General features: G+C 57.9%; 13 protein-coding genes and 2 tRNA genes. 11 read left to right on the plus strand and 4 right to left on the minus strand.

The window, feature by feature from the left end; translation table 11 throughout:
• Positions 1 to 7 precede the first annotated feature (7 nt).
• From WCX18_RS08900 to WCX18_RS08925, 6 genes are all read left to right on the plus strand, one after another.
• Complete coding sequence (locus tag WCX18_RS08900; protein WP_345987248.1) at positions 8 to 442, plus strand: 4Fe-4S dicluster domain-containing protein; 435 nt, start codon at positions 8 to 10, stop codon at positions 440 to 442.
• 1 nt (position 443) lies between these two features.
• Positions 444 to 2,891 carry a hydrogenase small subunit gene (locus WCX18_RS08905; RefSeq protein WP_345987249.1) on the plus strand — a complete coding sequence of 816 codons (2,448 nt, stop codon included), beginning with the start codon at positions 444 to 446 and terminating at the stop codon, positions 2,889 to 2,891.
• Positions 2,881 to 4,575 (plus strand): nickel-dependent hydrogenase large subunit, encoded by a 1,695-nt coding sequence (locus tag WCX18_RS08910; RefSeq protein WP_345987250.1) that lies wholly within the window; start codon positions 2,881 to 2,883, stop codon positions 4,573 to 4,575. Before WCX18_RS08905 ends, WCX18_RS08910 begins: the two co-directional genes overlap by 11 nt.
• A 59-nt stretch (positions 4,576 to 4,634) precedes the next feature.
• Positions 4,635 to 5,318, plus strand: a complete 684-nt coding sequence (gene pyrF, locus WCX18_RS08915) for an orotidine-5'-phosphate decarboxylase (protein WP_345987251.1) — start codon at positions 4,635 to 4,637, stop codon at positions 5,316 to 5,318.
• A gap of 73 nt (positions 5,319 to 5,391) precedes the next feature.
• Positions 5,392 to 5,480: transfer RNA gene (locus WCX18_RS08920), tRNA-Ser, on the plus strand.
• Between the two features lie 12 nt (positions 5,481 to 5,492).
• Positions 5,493 to 5,567, plus strand: a tRNA-Asn gene (locus tag WCX18_RS08925).
• A gap of 158 nt (positions 5,568 to 5,725) precedes the next feature.
• Here the strand turns inward: WCX18_RS08925 and WCX18_RS08930 are convergent.
• Together WCX18_RS08930 and WCX18_RS08935 are read right to left on the minus strand one after the other, a co-directional pair.
• Positions 5,726 to 6,970 (minus strand): DEAD/DEAH box helicase, encoded by a 1,245-nt coding sequence (locus WCX18_RS08930; protein WP_345987252.1) that lies wholly within the window; start codon positions 6,968 to 6,970, stop codon positions 5,726 to 5,728.
• A 144-nt stretch (positions 6,971 to 7,114) separates the two neighbouring features.
• On the minus strand, positions 7,115 to 7,645 hold the full coding sequence (locus WCX18_RS08935; protein WP_345987253.1) for a hypothetical protein: 531 nt from the start codon (positions 7,643 to 7,645) through the stop codon (positions 7,115 to 7,117).
• A 347-nt stretch (positions 7,646 to 7,992) separates the two neighbouring features.
• Here WCX18_RS08935 and WCX18_RS08940 point away from each other — a divergent pair, with 347 nt between their 5' ends.
• A complete protein-coding gene (locus WCX18_RS08940) occupies positions 7,993 to 8,739 on the plus strand; it encodes a DUF4395 domain-containing protein (RefSeq protein WP_345987254.1) in 747 nt (248 codons plus the stop codon).
• Positions 8,740 to 8,747: 8 nt separating this feature from the next.
• Here the strand turns inward: WCX18_RS08940 and WCX18_RS08945 are convergent, their stop codons facing one another.
• Entirely contained in the window at positions 8,748 to 8,951 is a 204-nt protein-coding gene (locus tag WCX18_RS08945) for a hypothetical protein (protein ID WP_345987255.1), read from the minus strand.
• Between the two features lie 214 nt (positions 8,952 to 9,165).
• Between WCX18_RS08945 and WCX18_RS08950 the strand changes: the two genes are divergently transcribed.
• The 4 genes from WCX18_RS08950 (at position 9,166) to WCX18_RS08965 (ending at position 16,960) form a co-directional block, all read left to right on the plus strand.
• Positions 9,166 to 9,699 carry a DUF4145 domain-containing protein gene (locus tag WCX18_RS08950; RefSeq protein ID WP_345987256.1) on the plus strand — a complete coding sequence of 178 codons (534 nt, stop codon included), beginning with the start codon at positions 9,166 to 9,168 and terminating at the stop codon, positions 9,697 to 9,699.
• A gap of 64 nt (positions 9,700 to 9,763) precedes the next feature.
• Positions 9,764 to 10,780 carry a DUF21 domain-containing protein gene (locus WCX18_RS08955; RefSeq protein WP_345987257.1) on the plus strand — a complete coding sequence of 339 codons (1,017 nt, stop codon included), beginning with the start codon at positions 9,764 to 9,766 and terminating at the stop codon, positions 10,778 to 10,780.
• 284 nt (positions 10,781 to 11,064) lie between these two features.
• Complete coding sequence (locus tag WCX18_RS08960; RefSeq protein WP_345987258.1) at positions 11,065 to 16,029, plus strand: papain-like cysteine protease family protein; 4,965 nt, start codon at positions 11,065 to 11,067, stop codon at positions 16,027 to 16,029.
• A 124-nt stretch (positions 16,030 to 16,153) separates the two neighbouring features.
• Entirely contained in the window at positions 16,154 to 16,960 is an 807-nt protein-coding gene (locus WCX18_RS08965) for a phosphatase PAP2 family protein (RefSeq protein ID WP_345987259.1), read from the plus strand.
• A 23-nt stretch (positions 16,961 to 16,983) separates the two neighbouring features.
• Here the strand turns inward: WCX18_RS08965 and WCX18_RS08970 are convergent, their stop codons facing one another.
• Positions 16,984 to 17,982 (minus strand): lipid A deacylase LpxR family protein, encoded by a 999-nt coding sequence (locus WCX18_RS08970; RefSeq protein ID WP_345987260.1) that lies wholly within the window; start codon positions 17,980 to 17,982, stop codon positions 16,984 to 16,986.
• Positions 17,983 to 17,990: the final 8 nt, after the last annotated feature.

The raw sequence follows: 17,990 nt of genomic DNA on the forward strand, positions 1-17,990 counted from the left end.
GGAAGCCATGCTCAAAGCGATGATGAACGCCTTCTTAAATCTCTTCAGACCGATACGCACGCATCCCTATCCCGCCGAACCGATGCCCCTGCCCCCGGCCTACCGCGGATTGATAGAGTATAATGAGGAGGCATGCATTTTCTGCGACAAATGCGAGAAGGCGTGCCCGCCCAAATCGATCCGCTTCTTCCAGCATGAGGACGGAAGCAAAGAGTACCGCTACAACGCCTGGCTCTGTATCTACTGCGGCGAGTGCGTGCGGGCATGCCCCAAACCGGAAGAGGCACTGTGGCAAAGCGAAACGAAAGCACGCCCCGCCCTCAAAGCGGACAACGTCAACGACGGCTGGTTCGACTGGGAAGCGAAGTGTGCACAGAGCCGCGACGATTACGCCGCGGCCAAGAAGGCGGCGAAGGCCGCCCAGAAAAACGAAGGAGCCTGATATGCGTATCGTCATCGTCGGCGGCGGCATCGCGGCCGCCTATATCGCCAATGCGATCAAAGAGCAGTCGCCAGAGCACGAGGTACTCATTGTCACCAAGGAGGCCCACCCTCCCTATGACCGCATCCACCTCTGCGCGCTGGTCAGCGGCAGCACCGATATCGACGAGATCGCCCTGCCCCTTCCCCCGGACGTCAAGGTGGAGCTGAACGCCGAGGTCACGGGCCTCGATCCCACCTCCAAGCGCATCTTTACCGCTTCCGCTTCCTATGCCTACGACAAGCTCATCCTCGCCACCGGTTCCGAGCCGCGCCGCCTTTTCGACACGACAGGCCTCACCAACGTCGCCACGTTCCGCAGCGCCGATGACTCCGAGTGCATCGCGCAGCGGATCGTCGGCAAAAACGTCGTTATGATGGGCGTGGGCCCTATCGGGCTGGAGCTGCTCGATACGCTGAGCAGCCTGGAGGGACCGGAACATATCTACCTCGTCTCTCGGGGGAACCACCTTTACGACAAGGCACTGACCCCCACCGCCGTCGCACTGATGAAGCGTATCTACGAAGGCGCCGACCCCCGGGTCCATATCCTCTTCGAGGAGGAGATCACGGACAAGGTGATCGAAGGGGATATGATTACGAAGATCGTTATGAAAGAGCGAACCATCGACAACCCCTTTGTCATCTTCGGTGTCGGCATCTCCCCCGCCGCCGATTTTGCCAAAGATGCACTTGAAACGGACAAAGGGATTCTGGTCGACGAGCATATGCGCACGTCCGACCCCGACGTCTACGCCGTCGGCGAGGTGGCCCAGCTTCGCAACGGCTATATCGCCGGCCGGGTCAAGGAGTGTACGCTCCAGGCCGACGCCGCCGTCGCCGCGATTCTCGGGGTTGAAGACGAAGGTTTCAAAGATTTTGTCACCATCGACGGCCTCAAGGTCGGCAGTTTCCTGCTCGCCGACGTCACCTCGACCGCCTATGCCCCGAAAGACGATGCGAACGAGGACATCGTCATCGCCTCCAAGGCGGAGGGGCGGATCGACCAGTACATCGTCAACGACGACCGCCTCGTGCGCTTTATCGGGATCAACACCAACATCGACGTCATGGCCCTCAAAACGATGATGGAGGAGGCCAAACCGGTCGATCCCGCCTTCTTCTACGACAACCGGCTCATCAGCGAACGGGGACGCCTCATCTGCAGCTGCGCCAGCGGCTATGAACAGGACCTCGTCGCGCTGATCAAGGAGAACTGCATCGAGAGCTTCGCCGACCTCAAACCGCTCAGCGAGGCGGGCCGGGTCTGCGGCCGCTGCAAGCAGGACATCGTCAAGCTCATCGCCGACACCCCGGTCGATCCCGAAGAAGCCGCCCGCCTCAAGGCCGAACGCGAGGCAGCGGCCAAAGCCGAAGAGATGGCCAAGGTGCAGCGGCGCATCGACAAGTTCAACAAGCTGCACCCCGCCAACCGCATCGAAAGCGAAAACCTCGACGAAGCGCTCAAAGCCTTCGACATGAGCAGCGAGTTCAACCGCTGGGTCTCCATGATCACCGCCAATATGCGGCTGCACCCCGAGTACGAACCCCTCGTGGGCCAAAGTATCGAACAGCTCAACAAGATCCCCATCATCTGGCTCGAGCTCGCCGACTGCAGCGGCAACTCCGAGGGGTTCATCAAGTCCGCCCACCCCAAGGTGGACGACCTTATCCTCAAATACATCTCCCTTGATTACCATGAACTGCTGATGGCGGGATCAGGGGACCAGTCGGAACTCTCACTCGACGGGGTGATCGAGAACGACAAGGGGCGCTACATCCTGATGGTCGAAGGGGCCATTCCCCTCGGCCTGGAGGGCAAGTTCCTGCGCATCGGTCCCAAGGGCGAAACGGGGCTCGAACTGCTGAAGCGCACCGCGAAACATGCGGCCGCGGTCTTCTCCATCGGTTCGTGCGCCTTCGACGGGGGCGTCGTCGCCGCCGCGCCCAACCCTACCGGTGCCGTCGGGGTCGCGGAGGCATTGGGGCGGAACGACATCATCAACCTGCCCGGCTGCCCGGTCAACCCCATCAACATCGTCGGAACCCTCCTGCACTACATCATGTTCGACGAACTCCCCAAGCTCGACGAGAAAAACCGCCCCGAATGGGCCTACGGTTTCCGCGTCCACGACAACTGCGAGCGCCGCGGCCACTACGACCTGGACGAATTCGTCCTCGAGTGGGGCGACGAAGGGGCCAAGAAGGGATGGTGCCTCTTCAAGATGGGCTGCAAAGGCCCCTATGCCGATCTGAACTGTTCGCTGGTAAAATTCAACGAAGGTACCAGCTGGCCGGTCCAGGTCGGCCACGGCTGCTTCGCCTGCGGCCAGGGCAAGATCGCCTTTGACAAATACGCCAACAACCGGCCGCTGCCGGAAGGGGAAGAGGAAGAAATTCATGGCCACTAAAAAGATCGTTATTGACCCCATTACCCGTATCGAGGGGCACCTGCGCATCGAAGTTGAAATCGACGAAAACAACACCGTCAAAGAGGCGTGGGCCTCCGGGCAGCTTTTCCGCGGCATCGAGACGATCCTCAAGGGGCGTGACCCCCGGGATGCCGGGCTGATCGCCCAGCGCATCTGCGGGGTCTGTACCAATGTGCACTACCGCGCTTCGATCAGCGCCGTCGAAGACGCCTACGGCATCGCCCTGCCGCCGAACGCCGAGAGCATCCGCAACCTCGTCACCCTGGCACTCTTCGTCCAGGACCACATCGTCCACTACTACCACCTCCACTCCCTCGATTATGTCGATGTCGTCAGCGCCATCTCCGCCGAACCGGACAAGGCCGCAGAACTGGCACAGACCTACCATGACTACCCCTACCGCACCTCGACGGGGCATATGAGCGCCGTCAAGGAGAAACTGACCTCCTTTGTCAACGCGGGGCGCCTGGGCCTCTTCGCCAACGGCTACTGGGGGCACAGCGCCTACCGTTTCACCCCCGAGCAAAACCTCATCCATATGAACCACTACCTCGAGGCCCTGCGGGTCCAGCGCAACCTCAGCCGGGCGGTAGCGATCTTTGCCGGCAAGACACCCCACCCGCAGAACCTCGTCGTGGGCGGGGTCACGAGCGTCGCGGACATGCTCAACCCGCAGCGCCTCAACGACTTCATGTTCATCATCAAGGATGCCCGCGACTTCATCGAACGCGCCTACCTCCCCGATATCAAGATGGCCGTCGAAGCGTACAAAGAGGAGATCAAAGCCGGCACGGGGCGCGGCAGCGGAAACTTTATGGCGGTGGGAGGCTACCGTTTCGGCAAGGAGCAGCAGCTCTTCGAAGGGGGCGTTATCCAGGGACACGATTTCGCCAACATCGAGACCTTCGACGAACAGTACATCACCGAGGAAGCGTCACGCTCCTGGTACGCCGACGAGGCACCGGTGGCACCCTACGACGGCAAGACCGAGCCCTTCTACACGGACCTAAACGCAGACGGAAGCCTGAAGACCGAGGGCAAATACAGCTGGGTCAAGGCGCCGCGCTACAAGGGCAAACCGATGGAGGTGGGGCCGCTCTCCCGGATGATCATCGGCACCCTCAAGGAGTCCCCGGTCATCCAGCCTTATATGGAAACATTCATGAAGGAAACAGGGCTGGAACTGATGGACTTTTCGACGACCCTCGGACGTAACGCCGCCCGAGCCGTGGAAGCCCAGGTCTGCTGTGACTACCTTTTTGACTTCTGCAGCGACCTCATCGAGAACATCAAGTACTACGACGAGGAGACCTGGACGAAGTACGACTTCGCCGCCCTGCCCAAAGCCGCGGCGGGAAGGGGCATCTTCGAGGTACCGCGCGGAGTGCTGGGACACTTCATCCGTATCGACGAGGCCAAGATCGCCAACTACCAGGCGGTCGTACCGACGACCTGGAACGCCTCGCCCAAGGACAGCGGCGGCATCCGCGGCCCCTACGAGGAGTCCCTGGTAGGTATCACCCTCGCCGACCCCTCCGCGCCGCTGGAAGTGCTGCGGGTCGTGCACAGTTTCGACCCCTGCCTCGCCTGCGCCGTCCATGTCATCAACACCAAGGGCAAGGAGCTTTCGCACTACAAGATCGCCGCGGCGTGCACGCTTTAGGCCCCCTCTAACGCAGGAGTCGTTATACTTCCGTCATCTATTTATTGAGGGGAATACGTATGGAACTCTGCGTCGCGCTCGACCTGCCGAGCATGGAAGAAAACCTGGCACTGGTGGAGAAGATCAAGGCCTACCCTGTCTGGCTCAAAGTCGGACTGCGCGCGTATATCCGCGACGGCGAACCCTTTCTCAAAGCGCTCAAAACGATCAATCCTGACGCGAAGATCTTCCTCGACCTCAAGCTCTACGACATCCCCAACACCATGGCCGACGCGGCCGAATCCATCATGGGCCTGGGCGTCGACATGTTCAACGTCCACGCCAGTGCGGGCAAACGCGCGATGAAGACGGTCATGGAGCGCCTCTCGACCTATGAGAAACGCCCGCTCGTCCTGGCCGTCACGGCGCTCACCTCCTTCAGCGAAGAGGAGTTCGGCGACGTCTACAATGCGGGCATCGCCGCAACGGCGGACAAGTTCGCGCAGGACGCGCACGAAGCGGGCCTGGACGGCGTCGTCTGCAGCGTCTTTGAAAGCGCCTCCATCAAAAGTATGACGAGCAGTGACTTCATCACCCTCACCCCGGGTATCCGCCCCTTCGGCGAAGATGCGGGTGACCAGCAGCGCGTCGCGACGATCGAAGCGGCCGAGGCGGAGAAGGTCGACTTCATCGTCGTCGGCCGCCCCATTTACAAGGCCGAAGACCCCGCCGCCGTCATCGAAAAGATCCTTGAACGTCTTTAGGGGTCACTGCCATACTTTTTAAGCGAACTATTATGTCTGTCCGATTATAATCTCACTCTCATTTTTGAGACTTGGACAGGTGGGTGAGAGGCTGAAACCACACCCCTGCTAAGGGTGCGTACGTCCTGCGTACCGAGGGTTCGAATCCCTCCCTGTCCGCCACTTCTTAACGATTCCGGATTAGCTCAGCGGTAGAGTAGGTGACTGTTAATCACTTGGTCACTGGTTCGAATCCAGTATCCGGAGCCATTTTCTTCGACGCTTTTTCCTAAACTCTTCGTTGTCACAGCACTCACGTACAATAGTACGCTTCGCACTGTTCCGCCTTGATTTTAGAAAAAATCGCCTTCGAAAACTTCATTCAGACTCAGAATGCCATACTGCTTCTGGGAGTTTATTAGCGCCGCCTAGCGCCCTTCGGCCTCTTTGCGGGCCTGTTCGCGCAGACGGTCTTTCTTGCTTTTTTTCTTTCCCTTTACCGGTGCCGGGCCTTTTGTTTTAACCGGGGCTTCTCCGGTCAGTTCGAAGCCTTCGACCCGCTCGCGCTGCAGCCGGATCTTCGCGCGTTTTTCGATGACCTTGAAATGCGCCTGCGTCTCATAGTCGATGAATGAAATGGCCGTGCCCGACTTTCCGGCGCGCCCTGTCCGTCCGATGCGGTGGATGTAATCCGCCGGGGAGCGCGGGAGGTCGAAGTTGACGACACAGTCTATATCCTCGACATGCAGTCCCCGCCCGACGAGATCGGTGGCGAAGAGGATGCGGAACTGCTTTTGCTTGAAATCCTCCAGCGTCGCGCTGCGTTCCTCCTGCGTGAGATCGCCGTGGAACGACTCCGCCGAAAAGCCGTACTTGCGGAACTTCGCGGCGATATTGTCCGCCGCGCGCTTGTTGGCCATGAAGACCAGGACCTGCTCCCACGGTTCGCGCTCCAGCAGGTGTCGCAGCAGCGGCCCGCGCTTCTCGCGCTCCACCTCGATGACCCGCTGCTCAATACTCTGAACCGTCGGTGCTTCCGACGCAAAGGCAACTTCCACGGCCTCCTGCGTAATGCGCGATGCGATGGTCTGCATCTTCGGCGGGTAGGTCGCGGAAAAAAGAAGGTTCTGCCGTTTTTCAGGAAGCTGCGGAAGAATAAGATCCAGCTCTTCGGCAAAGCCGAGGTCGAGCATCTTGTCCGCCTCATCAAGGACCAGGAACTCCAGGTGCGAGAGATTCATCTGCTTCTTGCTTAGTACATCGATGAGCCGTCCGGAGGTCGCCACGACGATATCGCACCCCTGCTGTACGGCGTAGAGCTGGTCGCCGATACGCTCGCCGCCGATAATGCTGACGACCTTGGGCGGCTTCGGCAGGAAAACGCCAAAGGTCTCGAACGCCTGCGCCACCTGCAGCGTCAACTCCCGCGTCGGGGTCAGCACCAGGGCCTTAATCTTCGACTTGCCCTCCCCTTTGCGCTGCGACCAGAGCTGCAGCAGCGGCAGCACGAAGCCGGCGCTTTTGCCGCTGCCCGTCTGCGCCCGTGCCATAACGTCCCTGCCTTCGAGTACCAGCGGGATCACCCGCTGCTGTACGGGCGTCGGTTCGACGTAGCCGTTCTCCCGCAATGCGCGTTCAATCGCGCCGATAAGTCCGAGTCCGTTAAACGGCATGAAGCTATCCTTGTAGTTTGTTAGACGTATTTTAGGGGGTTTGGGCTTTAACGCGCATCGTCACTGTGTGTCAGCTGTAAAAAAGGGTTTGAGAGGTTAAGAAGAGGGAAGTGCCAAAACCCTCCGGAGAGTTTTGGCTGTGCATTATTTCGATACTGGAACAGGAGTGGCCGCTGCACAATCAAAATTGGCAATTCTGTTGATATGCACCGTACCTGTCGTCACAGGTGTGGCCTCCATGAAAAGAGTGATATCGTAAATCGCACCTGTTGCAAAGAGATCAGAAGCCGAAGTGACTTCGTATGAAATGCTTGCATTTGCATCGGACGTAAACTCCAGAATACCACTCTGCGCCGCGTATGCCAGGTAACCATAATCAAAATCGGGCTTATCGGCAATGATTTCAGGGCCATTAGCGCGTTCCTGGGTATACGCATAATAATCAAGCCCTAAATTAGCATCCGTACAAAAATAGTAATCAATATTTGAGGCATCATATGCATCATTCAGGAAATTCAGATCAACGTTAACTTGATACCCCATTGTTCCCGTAGCATTCAAGTCTGCAAAGCTCACATTGGCATCACTTATGCCAAAAGAACCCGAAGAAGTTCCACAACCTGCTAAGCCCAGGACCATAGCACCGGCAAGAATAGATGAAATGTATTTTTTCATGTCTTTCCCTTGATATTTAATCTATTTCATCCTACATTCATCAAAATTATATAACACTTAATTTTCATTAAATACAACAATAGAATACAATTATCCACTATCTCTTTACCAGTCGACTATGGAGACTGAACGATTCATGTGCAACTATCACAATTCAGACGTGCGCACAACGAAGATGATGCATAACACAAAAACAGATTTTCAATGCCCACTCTTTTCAAAATTTGTTATAATTCGTCCCGCATCAAAACTTTATCACAATGCATTTACTTGAAAGCCCCGTTCGTGCTGCGTTTATCGAACCGGGGAATGATTACGCATATCCTCATGCACCCAAAGGAAGTTTTTTGAACCTGCAGAGTTTTTTATGGGATTACGGAGAAAAAGTACCCGGGTACGACGTCAGGGTCGTCAATGAAAGAGAGGCTAGAGCCGCAGCGGGCATCCTCGGAACGATGGGAACCATCATCATCTTTGTCGGGATAGGCTTCAACCACATCATGGCAGCGAGAATCTATCTGGCCTTTTTATTTATCGACTTTACGCTGAGAATGATCAGTCCGAAATATGTCCCTTCCCTGCTGCTGGGCAAGTTTATCGTTCAAAACCAGAAGCCGGAATACGTCGGCGGACTGCAGAAACGCTTTGCCTGGACGCTGGGATGGCTGATCTCCCTGCCGATGGTCTGGTGGTTCGTCATCAACTGGGACATTACATTTTACAAAGTATTGATCTGTGTCCTCTGTGCCTCACTGATGTTCCTTGAGAGCGCCTTCTCCATCTGTGTAGGGTGTATGATCTACAAACTGCTCACGCGGCTAGACCCTGTCCACTGCCCGGGCGGCACCTGCGAGCTTCGTATCAAAGAGCCCATCCAGATGTTCAATCCGGTTCAAAAAGTAATTGCGGCCCTGACCATTGTCGGTTTCCTGATAGGCACGTACGCCTTTTTGGCATACGAGGAACCCAAAACCTTCTTCGGCGAATTTCTTCATGAAGCCGTTTTAACGGATGCGCAGTTGATCAAAGAGAAAGAAGAAGCCTACCAGCGAGAGCTGGAAAAAGAGTTCGGAGACAGTGACGAGGATTTCTAGACAAGAGATCAGTGACCGGGCAGGGCGTCGGCCTGTTCGTCTTGTTCCCTGACCCGATCGTTCGTCATCTGTATGACACGCTTGGCCTCGCGCATCACATCGATCTCCTGCCGAAGCACGTGATCGCTTTTCTCCCCTTTCGTTTTCGTATTCTGATCGGAACACCCTCCGATGAGCATTGCCGTAAAAACAAGAGCGAAAAGCGTTTTCATGACCCGTATCCTTCGCGTCCGCATGGAATAACCTCCATTGTAAACCGTTCATCCCGTTCTGTCAAATGAAACAAAAAAGTAACAACATCACTTCTAAATAGAAAACAGATATTTTTTTAGCCGAAACACGGCATCTTTTACCTAAGATGCCTGCTCCAAAATGAACCTTGCTGTGGCCGAAGCATCACAGCGGTTTCGGTAACAATAGAGAAAGGTGGCACAAACGGTGCAGAAACAGGACACGATGAAACAGTCACTCTGGGAGAAGATACGCCGAAAGAGGTCCAACAAAAAATCCTTTTGGATCAACGAAGAGCTGCTCGTCCTTGACAACACTACCGTCCCCCATCCCCATGCGGACATGCCTGAGACATGCATCAACCTGTACAATGAAGCCCGTACCATCGTCAGGCGCTCTCCGAAATCCGCTGCAGCACTGCTGCGGCTGGTCACGTACGCACTTATGAGGGAACTCGGCGAAACGGGTATCCACATCGACAGGGACATCCACTCGCTGGTGAAGCGGGGGTTGCCCAGGCGGATTCAGAAGGCGCTGGAGTACTGCCGGATAACGGGGGAGAACGGCATCCCCCCCGGTGAAATCGACCTGCATGTCACACCCGATATGCCGCTGATCATGTTTGCCGTCATCAATTTTATCGTCGAAGAACAGATCACCCGGGCCAGGAGGATTGAAAAGGCCTACAACAATCTGCCGGTTTGGGACGTCGAAGAACGCACAGAGTAAATACGGATTCAGGCAGCAGCATCTATTTTCCCTTAAGCCCCCCGTAGTAAGATTGTGCATGGAAATGACATCTTTAGCACTTCTGAACTGGCTCGGTATCGCCTTCTGCATCACGCAGTCGGCGATGTTCTCCGGGCTCAACCTCGCTTTTTTCAGCATCAGCAAAATGCGGCTGCGCATCGATATGTCCAAAGGCGACGCGGCCGCGGCAAAGGTCTACGCCATGCGCGAGGACCCGAACTTCCTGCTGACGACGATTCTCTGGGGCAACGTCGGCATCAACGTTCTGCTGACCCTGCTTTCGAACTCCGTCATGGCCGGCGTAGTCGCCTTTGTTTTTTCGACCATCATCATCACCCTCTTCGGCGAGATCATCCCCCAGGCCTATTTCTCCCGCAACGCCCTTAGAATGGCCTCTGCCCTGGCACCGCTACTGCGTTTCTACCAGTTCCTGCTCTGGCCGCTGGCCAAACCCTCGGCCATGATGCTGGACCTCTGGCTGGGCAAGGAGGCGGTACAGTTCCTGCGCGAAAACGAGATCGAGGAGATGCTCAAACTCCACATCCTGGAGCGCGATTCGGAGATTACCCGGACCGAAGGGGTCGGCGCGCTGAACTTCCTGGCCATGGACGACCTCAAAGTGAGCGAAGAAGGCGAACCCATCGAGCCGCTGAGCATTATTCCATTGAAGTTCGAAGGCAGCATACCGCAGTTTCCGGAGATCACCTCCTCGGCCAAAGACCCTTTCCTGCGCCGGGTACACAGACCGCATAAGTCGTGGATCATCCTGACCGACATGCGGGACAATCCCCGCCTGGTCATGGACGCCGACGGCTTTATCAACGCCGCCCTTTTCGAGTTCGACACCTTCAACCCCATGGAGCACTGCCACCGCCCGACGATCATCACCAACATGGAGACGACCCTGGACTACATCCTGCCGGGCCTGCAGGTGGACCCGGAACATATTGAGGACGATGTCATCGACGAAGACATCATCCTCGTCTGGGGAACCGAACGCCGCATTATCACCGGGGCGGACATTCTCGGACGCCTGCTGCGGGGGATCGTGGCAAAGTAGCCCCCGCCACCGCTCGACACTCCCGTTCATCCCTTTCTCGCGCCCCGAGTTTCCACCTCCTTTTCCATTTCTAATACGGCCGTACCTCCCCCTCGTTCGCACATTGTCATATAACAGAAAAAGTTATTTACAACCATTTACACATAGAATACTTAAATGTTTAGATAGGTTAGTTTTAGTATAGTTTTGTGTCAAGCATCCAGTCAGCGTCGGTCCGGTCCGCCACTGCGGTATCCTGCCGATCAACCTCCCCCATCCAATGAAACAGCGAAAAAGGATTCCATATGCAACGGGAAAGTGTCAACGGTTTATTCGTCCCCACCGACGGAAGTGCCGCCGCAGAGCGCTACAGCGGCCATTTCTTGAAAGTCAGCTACGTCCAGCTCATCCAGGGTCGTTCCGTCTACAGCAAAGACCGGATCGATGTGGAGGCGGACGGCAGTTTTCGATTCTTCATCCCCCTTAAAGAGCTGCTCGCCGATGAGATGGTTCAAATTGAACTCTATGCCCCCGACGGGGAGCTGATGGGCAAAAAATCCTACAGTTACGGCAGTCTGCATGCCGCATTCATCGATGAGAGCGCCCCGGACGTAACAAGCGCGATGGAGATCGCCATCGATCCCAAAGTGATCGATTTCCAAACCTCCGAAGCCGAAGCCCTCACCCACCGAAGGGTCCGCGGCAAACTGCTCGATATCTCCGGTGAACGCAGTGCGGCAGGCCTGCAGGTTCTCCTGATGGTCAGTAACGATCCGGATGCAGCCTATGACAGTGCAAGCTATCAACCGCTTCTTGCGGCTGTCACCGACAAAGAGGGGTATTTCCTGGGCAAAGTCGAGAACCTGAGCTGGCAGCAGGCCTACGGGGTCGTCGCCGGACTTGAGAGTCAACCCATCCCCATTGCCCTGGACAGTGAAAAGAAACTCCCTCATGAGATCATTCTTGTCTCCGACCTGACGGGACTGCCGGAGAAGCTCGCCGAACTCGAACCCTACCCCTCCCTGCCCGACGGCGACACCCTGGCCGGCTCCGGCTCCTACTCCCAGGACCTCGGCGGGAAATGTGTCGACTTTACGGTACCGAACCGCACCCTCGAAGAGTTCAGCTACTACCACACGGTCCGTACCACGGAACCCGAGATTCGGGGCCTGACGGTCACCTCCTCCGAAACCAGGAAGCTGCGGGACGAACTCCTCGCGATCTCCGACGGGGCCTTCACGCTTCTGGGAAGGGTCAGCAGCTCCTTTTCAAGCCTTTCGGTGATGGACTACAGCGTCGAAGAGGAGGAACCGGCCGAGCAGACCGAACCCGCTGCAGCCCTGCGCATGGTCTCAACGGCCGGCAGTACCGCCGCCGCCGCGTCGAATTACAGCTTTGCGACCCCGGTCTACAAACTGAAGCTCGCAGCCGGTCCCAAGATGCTCGCCTTCAAAAGCAGCGACCTGATACAGAACATCGGTTTTGACTTCAGCAACCTGCTCAAAATGCTCGCGGAACAGGAGCGGCGGCGTAAAAAACTCGAAGCGCTTCACCGCAAAGTCGCCGCAGCCTACTGCGGCAAACACGGTGCGGAAGTGGCCCAGGAGTACTGCGACTCCCTGGAGGCGGAAGATACGCTGAACCGCAACACCGTCCGGGCGCTTCTGGGGCATCTGCGTGAGTACGCCGCTTTCGTCAAGCCCAACACCAAGCTGGCGAAACAGTTCGAGACCTTCGGTACCGAACTCGATACCCTCGTGTCGGCCCCCTATGCCGATGCGGAAGCCATCGCCCTGACGGAGAAAAAGGGGGAAAAACTTATTGCCGCCGTCGACAAGGGCACCGAGGAGTCCCAGGACCAGGAGGAGCTGCTGGGCTACCTGCGCCGGGTCATCACCGAACTCGCCCGTGCGCGCGAAGGCAGCGCGAACAACTTCGAGCCCTGCCCCCCGGCCGAGCAGAAAGAAACCATGGGGATCCGCTGCCTGATGCAGGAGTTTGAGAAGACCAAAGAGGTACTGCGCAACAAGACGATCTTCACCCTCGGCGAGATCCTGATGATCCGTGCCAACTACGACACCTTCCTCAACAGCATCGTCGCCTTCATGGCGCTGCTCGAAGAGTTCCACGCCTTCTACGCATCGGGCGGGAAAACGGCGTTTGCCCTCTCGCTCGAAGACGATTATTTCGTCGAGCATTATGCCAGCGTCAAACACACCCTACAGAACCTCAAACAGCAGATCTACCGCGCCATCAGCCGGATCGAGGCTATCGAGCGCGCCTACATCACCAACCACCCGGGGCGCCGTGAACTGACGGTCGAAACGAGCATCGACTGGGACGACACACCGACCATCTACGAGAATACGACGATTGCCCACGGCCATATCCTCCATTTCAAACAGAAATGGAAAGCCGACGGCTATTCGCTGGGCGACCTGCTCTACAGTCTTCCCCTCGCTCCCTGCCAGGAGAAGCAGATCGCCATTATCGACTGGGACCGCGAAGAGCGCGCCGCACGCTCGGAAGCGCAGACCGTCACCGAAGCACTGCAGGCGAACCTCTCCCGCGACCGTGACATCAGTGAGATCATCAACTCCTCCCTGACGGAGAACATCTACGCCAGCTCAACGAACCGCACCGGCTCCACCAGCGCCGGGATCGGCGGCGGGATCGGCGGTTTCTTCGGGGGAATCGCCGGCGGGATCTTCGGCGGCGTCTCCCACTCGGGCGCCTCATCCAAATCGACCTCCCACCAGAGTTCGGCCCGCAACCTCTCCTCGGGCGCATTGAACCGCCTGCAGGACAACCTCGCCCAGTCCGCCTCTGCCGTGCGGGGGCAGCGCAGCACGGTCGTGCAGACCATAGGGCAGAATGAAACGGTCTCGGCCCAGACGGAAGTGATCAAGAACAACAACCACTGCCATGCCATGACCGTCGAGTACTTCGAAGTGCTCAAGCACTACGCCATCGAACAGGAACTCGTCGACGTACAGGAGTGCCTCTTCGTCCCGCTGCCGATGGGCCACTTCGACCACCAGAAGATCCTGCGCTGGAAAAATACCCTTCGCCGTGCTGTCTACGGCACGACGCTGCGCCGCGGCTTCGACGCCATCGAGCGGATCGAGAACCACTATGCCAACTCCGACTTCCCATCCGGGGCCTATGCCGACGAGACCATCCGGGATTTCACGGGCCACTTCAGCCTCTCGTTCGAGCTCAAGCGTCCCTACATCAAAGACATCGAAGAGGCCACCACGACCGAATACATCGACCTGGCGGACTTCTTCCCGTGGCACATCGGCCACCTGGTCATCCCCTACCGGGAAGTGCCGCTGACCGAGGCGGAAAAAGACGCGCTCTTTGAGGCCGATTACGCACCGGACATCGTCCGCTCCTTCATCGACACCCTCGAGATCGCCGCAATCGCCGAAGACGGCAGCGAAATCCCGCTCGACCTCGACTATACGCTGCTCTCCACCTATCGCAAGGGGGCGCCGCTGCAGATCAACATCGCCAGCAAAACCGTGCCGGGCATCACCCGGCGTAAGATCGCGCACCTGCGTTTCCGGGCCAAAACGGCGGTCAAAGCCTCCTCGAAGATTCTCCTTCGCTCGGCCTACCTGCATTACCGCACGGACCACCTCAGCGCCTATATCCTCAATAACAGCCGGATCAACAATGACATCATCACGACCCGTGAGATCCAGTGGTCGGACTTCAGTATCCGGACCGTCACGGACGCAGCCCTGCTCTATACGCCGATGACCGACCGTGAGGAGCGCGACCCCCGGCGCGAAGACCGCGAGGCGGCGCAGCAGCTCGTTCAATTCCTCAACGAACACCTGGAGATGTCCCACAAGGCGATCTGGACCGGGATGGATTCCGCCCGCCTCTTCGGCCTGCTCGACGGCTATGTCGCCCCCAACACGAACGGCAAGAGCGTCGCCAGCGTCGTCGAGAACCGGGTCATCGGCGTCGTCGGCAACAACCTGGTGCTCAAGGTCATCCCCGGCGAACGGCTCGACCCTGTTTTCAAAAGCATCGATGACCTGATGGAGTACTACCGGCCGACGACCAAACCCGATCCGTTCCGCATCAGCGTCCCAACCAAAGGGGTCTACGCCGAATCCGTCATGGGGCGCTGCAACAGCTGCGAAGAGATCGACGACAGCCGCCACTGGCGCTTCGAGGACGCCCCCTGCGGCACGACGCCGACGGCCATCTCTCCCCTCTCGACGGAGAGCCGCCGCAGCGATACAGGTAACCTGCAGGTCAAAGACCTTCCGACCAACATCGTCGCCATGCAGACCGCGCCTGCCGCTCCCGACCCGACGGGACTTACGGCTGCGTACAATCTGCTGGGCAAGAGCGATATCTTCAAGGATATGACGGGGCTCGCAGGCACCCAGGCCAACGCGCTTCAGGCCCTGCAGACGACCTCGAAAAGCGTGACGGATCTCGCCGGCATGGCCTCGGATATCGTCAAGCAGCAGGCAATGAAAAAAGATATCGACAAGACCCTCAAAACGATCAAAAAAGCCGAGGACGGCAAGCAGATCAGCGGGGATCAGGCGAACAAACTCTCCTACAGCGCGCTCAGCTCCATGGTGGGCGAACCGACGAAGAGCGAAAAACTGACCCAGGAAAACGATGTCCAGAACGCGATCAAAAAAGCGGCCGACGCCAAAAAAGACATCACGATCAACCGCGGCAGCGAATCGGTCGCCATCTCCACGCCGCAAACGGGTGGGAGCACAGAGAGCTCCTACGACTACACCGTTCCGGGCCTCGTTCCCACCGTTGCACAGCCCTCGTCCATGACCTGCTGGGCGACGGTCGCAACGATGATGCTCTCGTGGAAAAACAACCAGTCCTTTACCATTCAGGAGGCGATGGACCGCGCCGGCAGCACCTACCGGACGATGTTCGACAACAACCAGGGGCTCCCTGCCGCAGAGCATGAGGCCTTTGCAGCGGCCTGCGGTATGAAAGGGGAGCCGCCGATGAGCTATACGCCCAACGGTATCCGCTCCCTGCTGGAGAACTACGGGCCCCTCATCGCCGTCGCGGACGAGGCACCGGGCGACAAATGGGCCATCCATGCCCGGGTCATCCGCGGGATCTACGGCGACGGCAGCGTCGACAATACCTTCCTGCGCATCAACGACCCCGCCGGGGGCAAACAGTACAGCGAATCCTTCCGGACCTTCGCCAACAAGTTCGAAGAGGTCGCCGACAGCCCGCGGCTGCAGATCATGCACTACTAGGCCTCACGCGGAGCGGCAACCCGCTCCCGCCTTTTTTACACAGAACATCCGCGGCATTCAACGCTATACCACTGCCTTGTCGATGCACACACCCGTTGGCACACGATGCGTTATACTACCGGTTATGAAATACACGTATTCCCGCACTGTCATTCCAATATTATTTGCCATTTTTTTATTCTCCGGCTGTGCCACGAAGTCGGGAAACTGGGGAAGTGATGCCACGCTGCTGCCGGGATGGAAGGCCGTCGGCCATGCTGCCGCGGAGGCGGCACTCGACCCCCTTACATGGGCGCCGCTGGGAGCCGCACTCTGCTTTCAGATTGAAAATTTCGACCGGCGGGTCTCCGACTGGGCCGTCGATCAGAACCCGGTCTTCGGCAGCATGGAGAATGCTTCGGATGTCAGCGACACCCTGAAAGAGGCTTCCAAGATCAACTACTACGTGACCGGCATCACCGTTCCGACGCAGGAGGGGTGGCGCGGTCTCGGGGACAGGGCCCTCGGACTGGGAGTCGGATGGGTTGCGATGACATCCACGGCGAAAATGACGGACTGGATGAAAGCCGGTTTCGCCCGGGAGCGGCCCGATAAAAGCGATAAGCGGAGTCTCCCTTCCGGGCACACCTCGGGGGCATCCGTAGCGGCGACGCTCGCCGCCCAGAATATTGAACATATGCCGATTCCAAGAGGCCTGCAACTGGCATGGATGGGGGCCTCATACGGTGTCGCAGGTCTGACGGGATGGGCACGGGTGGAAGCAGGTGTGCACTACCCTTCCGATGTCCTGGCCGGCTTTGCCCTGGGGCACTTTTTAGGGCGTTTCTTTAACGATGCGTTTATCACGCCCGCCTACCAGGACAAGGTCGCCGTCAGTGTCGATGCGTTCTCCCGCCGCGACCTGGCGCTCTCACTGCACTACCGCTGGTAGAGTAGAACCGTTTCCCCGGGCGCCTACGGTATCTCTAATACCAGGTTCAAACGTCCGAAATAGTTGGAGCGGACATACTGCCCGATCGGACGGCTGGGGTAGAGCTCCAGTGAAGCCCGCAGCCTCTCGTAATAGAGATCGAATCCCAGTAGACCCGTAATGATCGTCGTCGGCATCTCGAAATCGTACCCGTGCTGTTTGGCGTACTCGTGCAGGTAGAAATAGCCGATCACATCGGCGAAAAGAGCGAGGTTGACACTCCACCCCCACGTCCCCCTGCGGGTATCCAGGTTGAGCTGGTGTGCAAGCGAACGGTTGACGATCCCGCTGATCGTCACGAAGTTTTCGGGGACATTTTCCCCGATGCGCACGGCCGTGCCCCCGCCCGCCCCGACATAACTGCTCCCCGCGTTGACGGAGAGGCTGTTGAACCACTCGAAGGTGTAACGATCTGCGATAAGGCCAGAGTATTGGCGCGTTCCCATCACATAGCCTGTCTGGAACAGCAGCCGATCCGGCACCTGGTTGCCCCACCCCTGCGGTTCATCGATCCGCAACAACCGATGCAGGCCCTTCTGCACGCTTTCGGCCCCCGAAGATGGCCCCATTACCCCCAGCGTCATCAGCACCTCGTGGAAGATGTTCTCATTCCAGATAAACAGCGACGTGGTCAGGGCCGTCGACCCCATATAGGGAACGTCATCGTAGACGGGTTCGGTCTCATTCGTATCTTCAGGCGTAATGGCGATCCCCTGCAGACTGATGGCCCCGCTTTGTTTCATACCGGAGAGATCAAAGGGGAACACCGCCGTCAGCAAATCGCTCATTCCCTTGACGTAACCGTATTGGAAACTCCCCTTTTCGCTTTCTCCCAGTGCATCGCTCATCCAGCCGATCTGGAAACCGCCGGTATATTTGTCGTCCGATCCGAAGATGAGATCATTGTCAATTGAAAACGACCAGCTCTGCGCCTGCAGCGGCAGGAGCAGCCCTGCCGACAGCAGCCAGATGACGATCCGCACCGTCATCC

The sequence above is a fragment of the Sulfurimonas sp. HSL1-2 genome, assembly GCF_039645565.1.
GTDB lineage: Bacteria > Campylobacterota > Campylobacteria > Campylobacterales > Sulfurimonadaceae > Thiomicrolovo > Thiomicrolovo zhangzhouensis.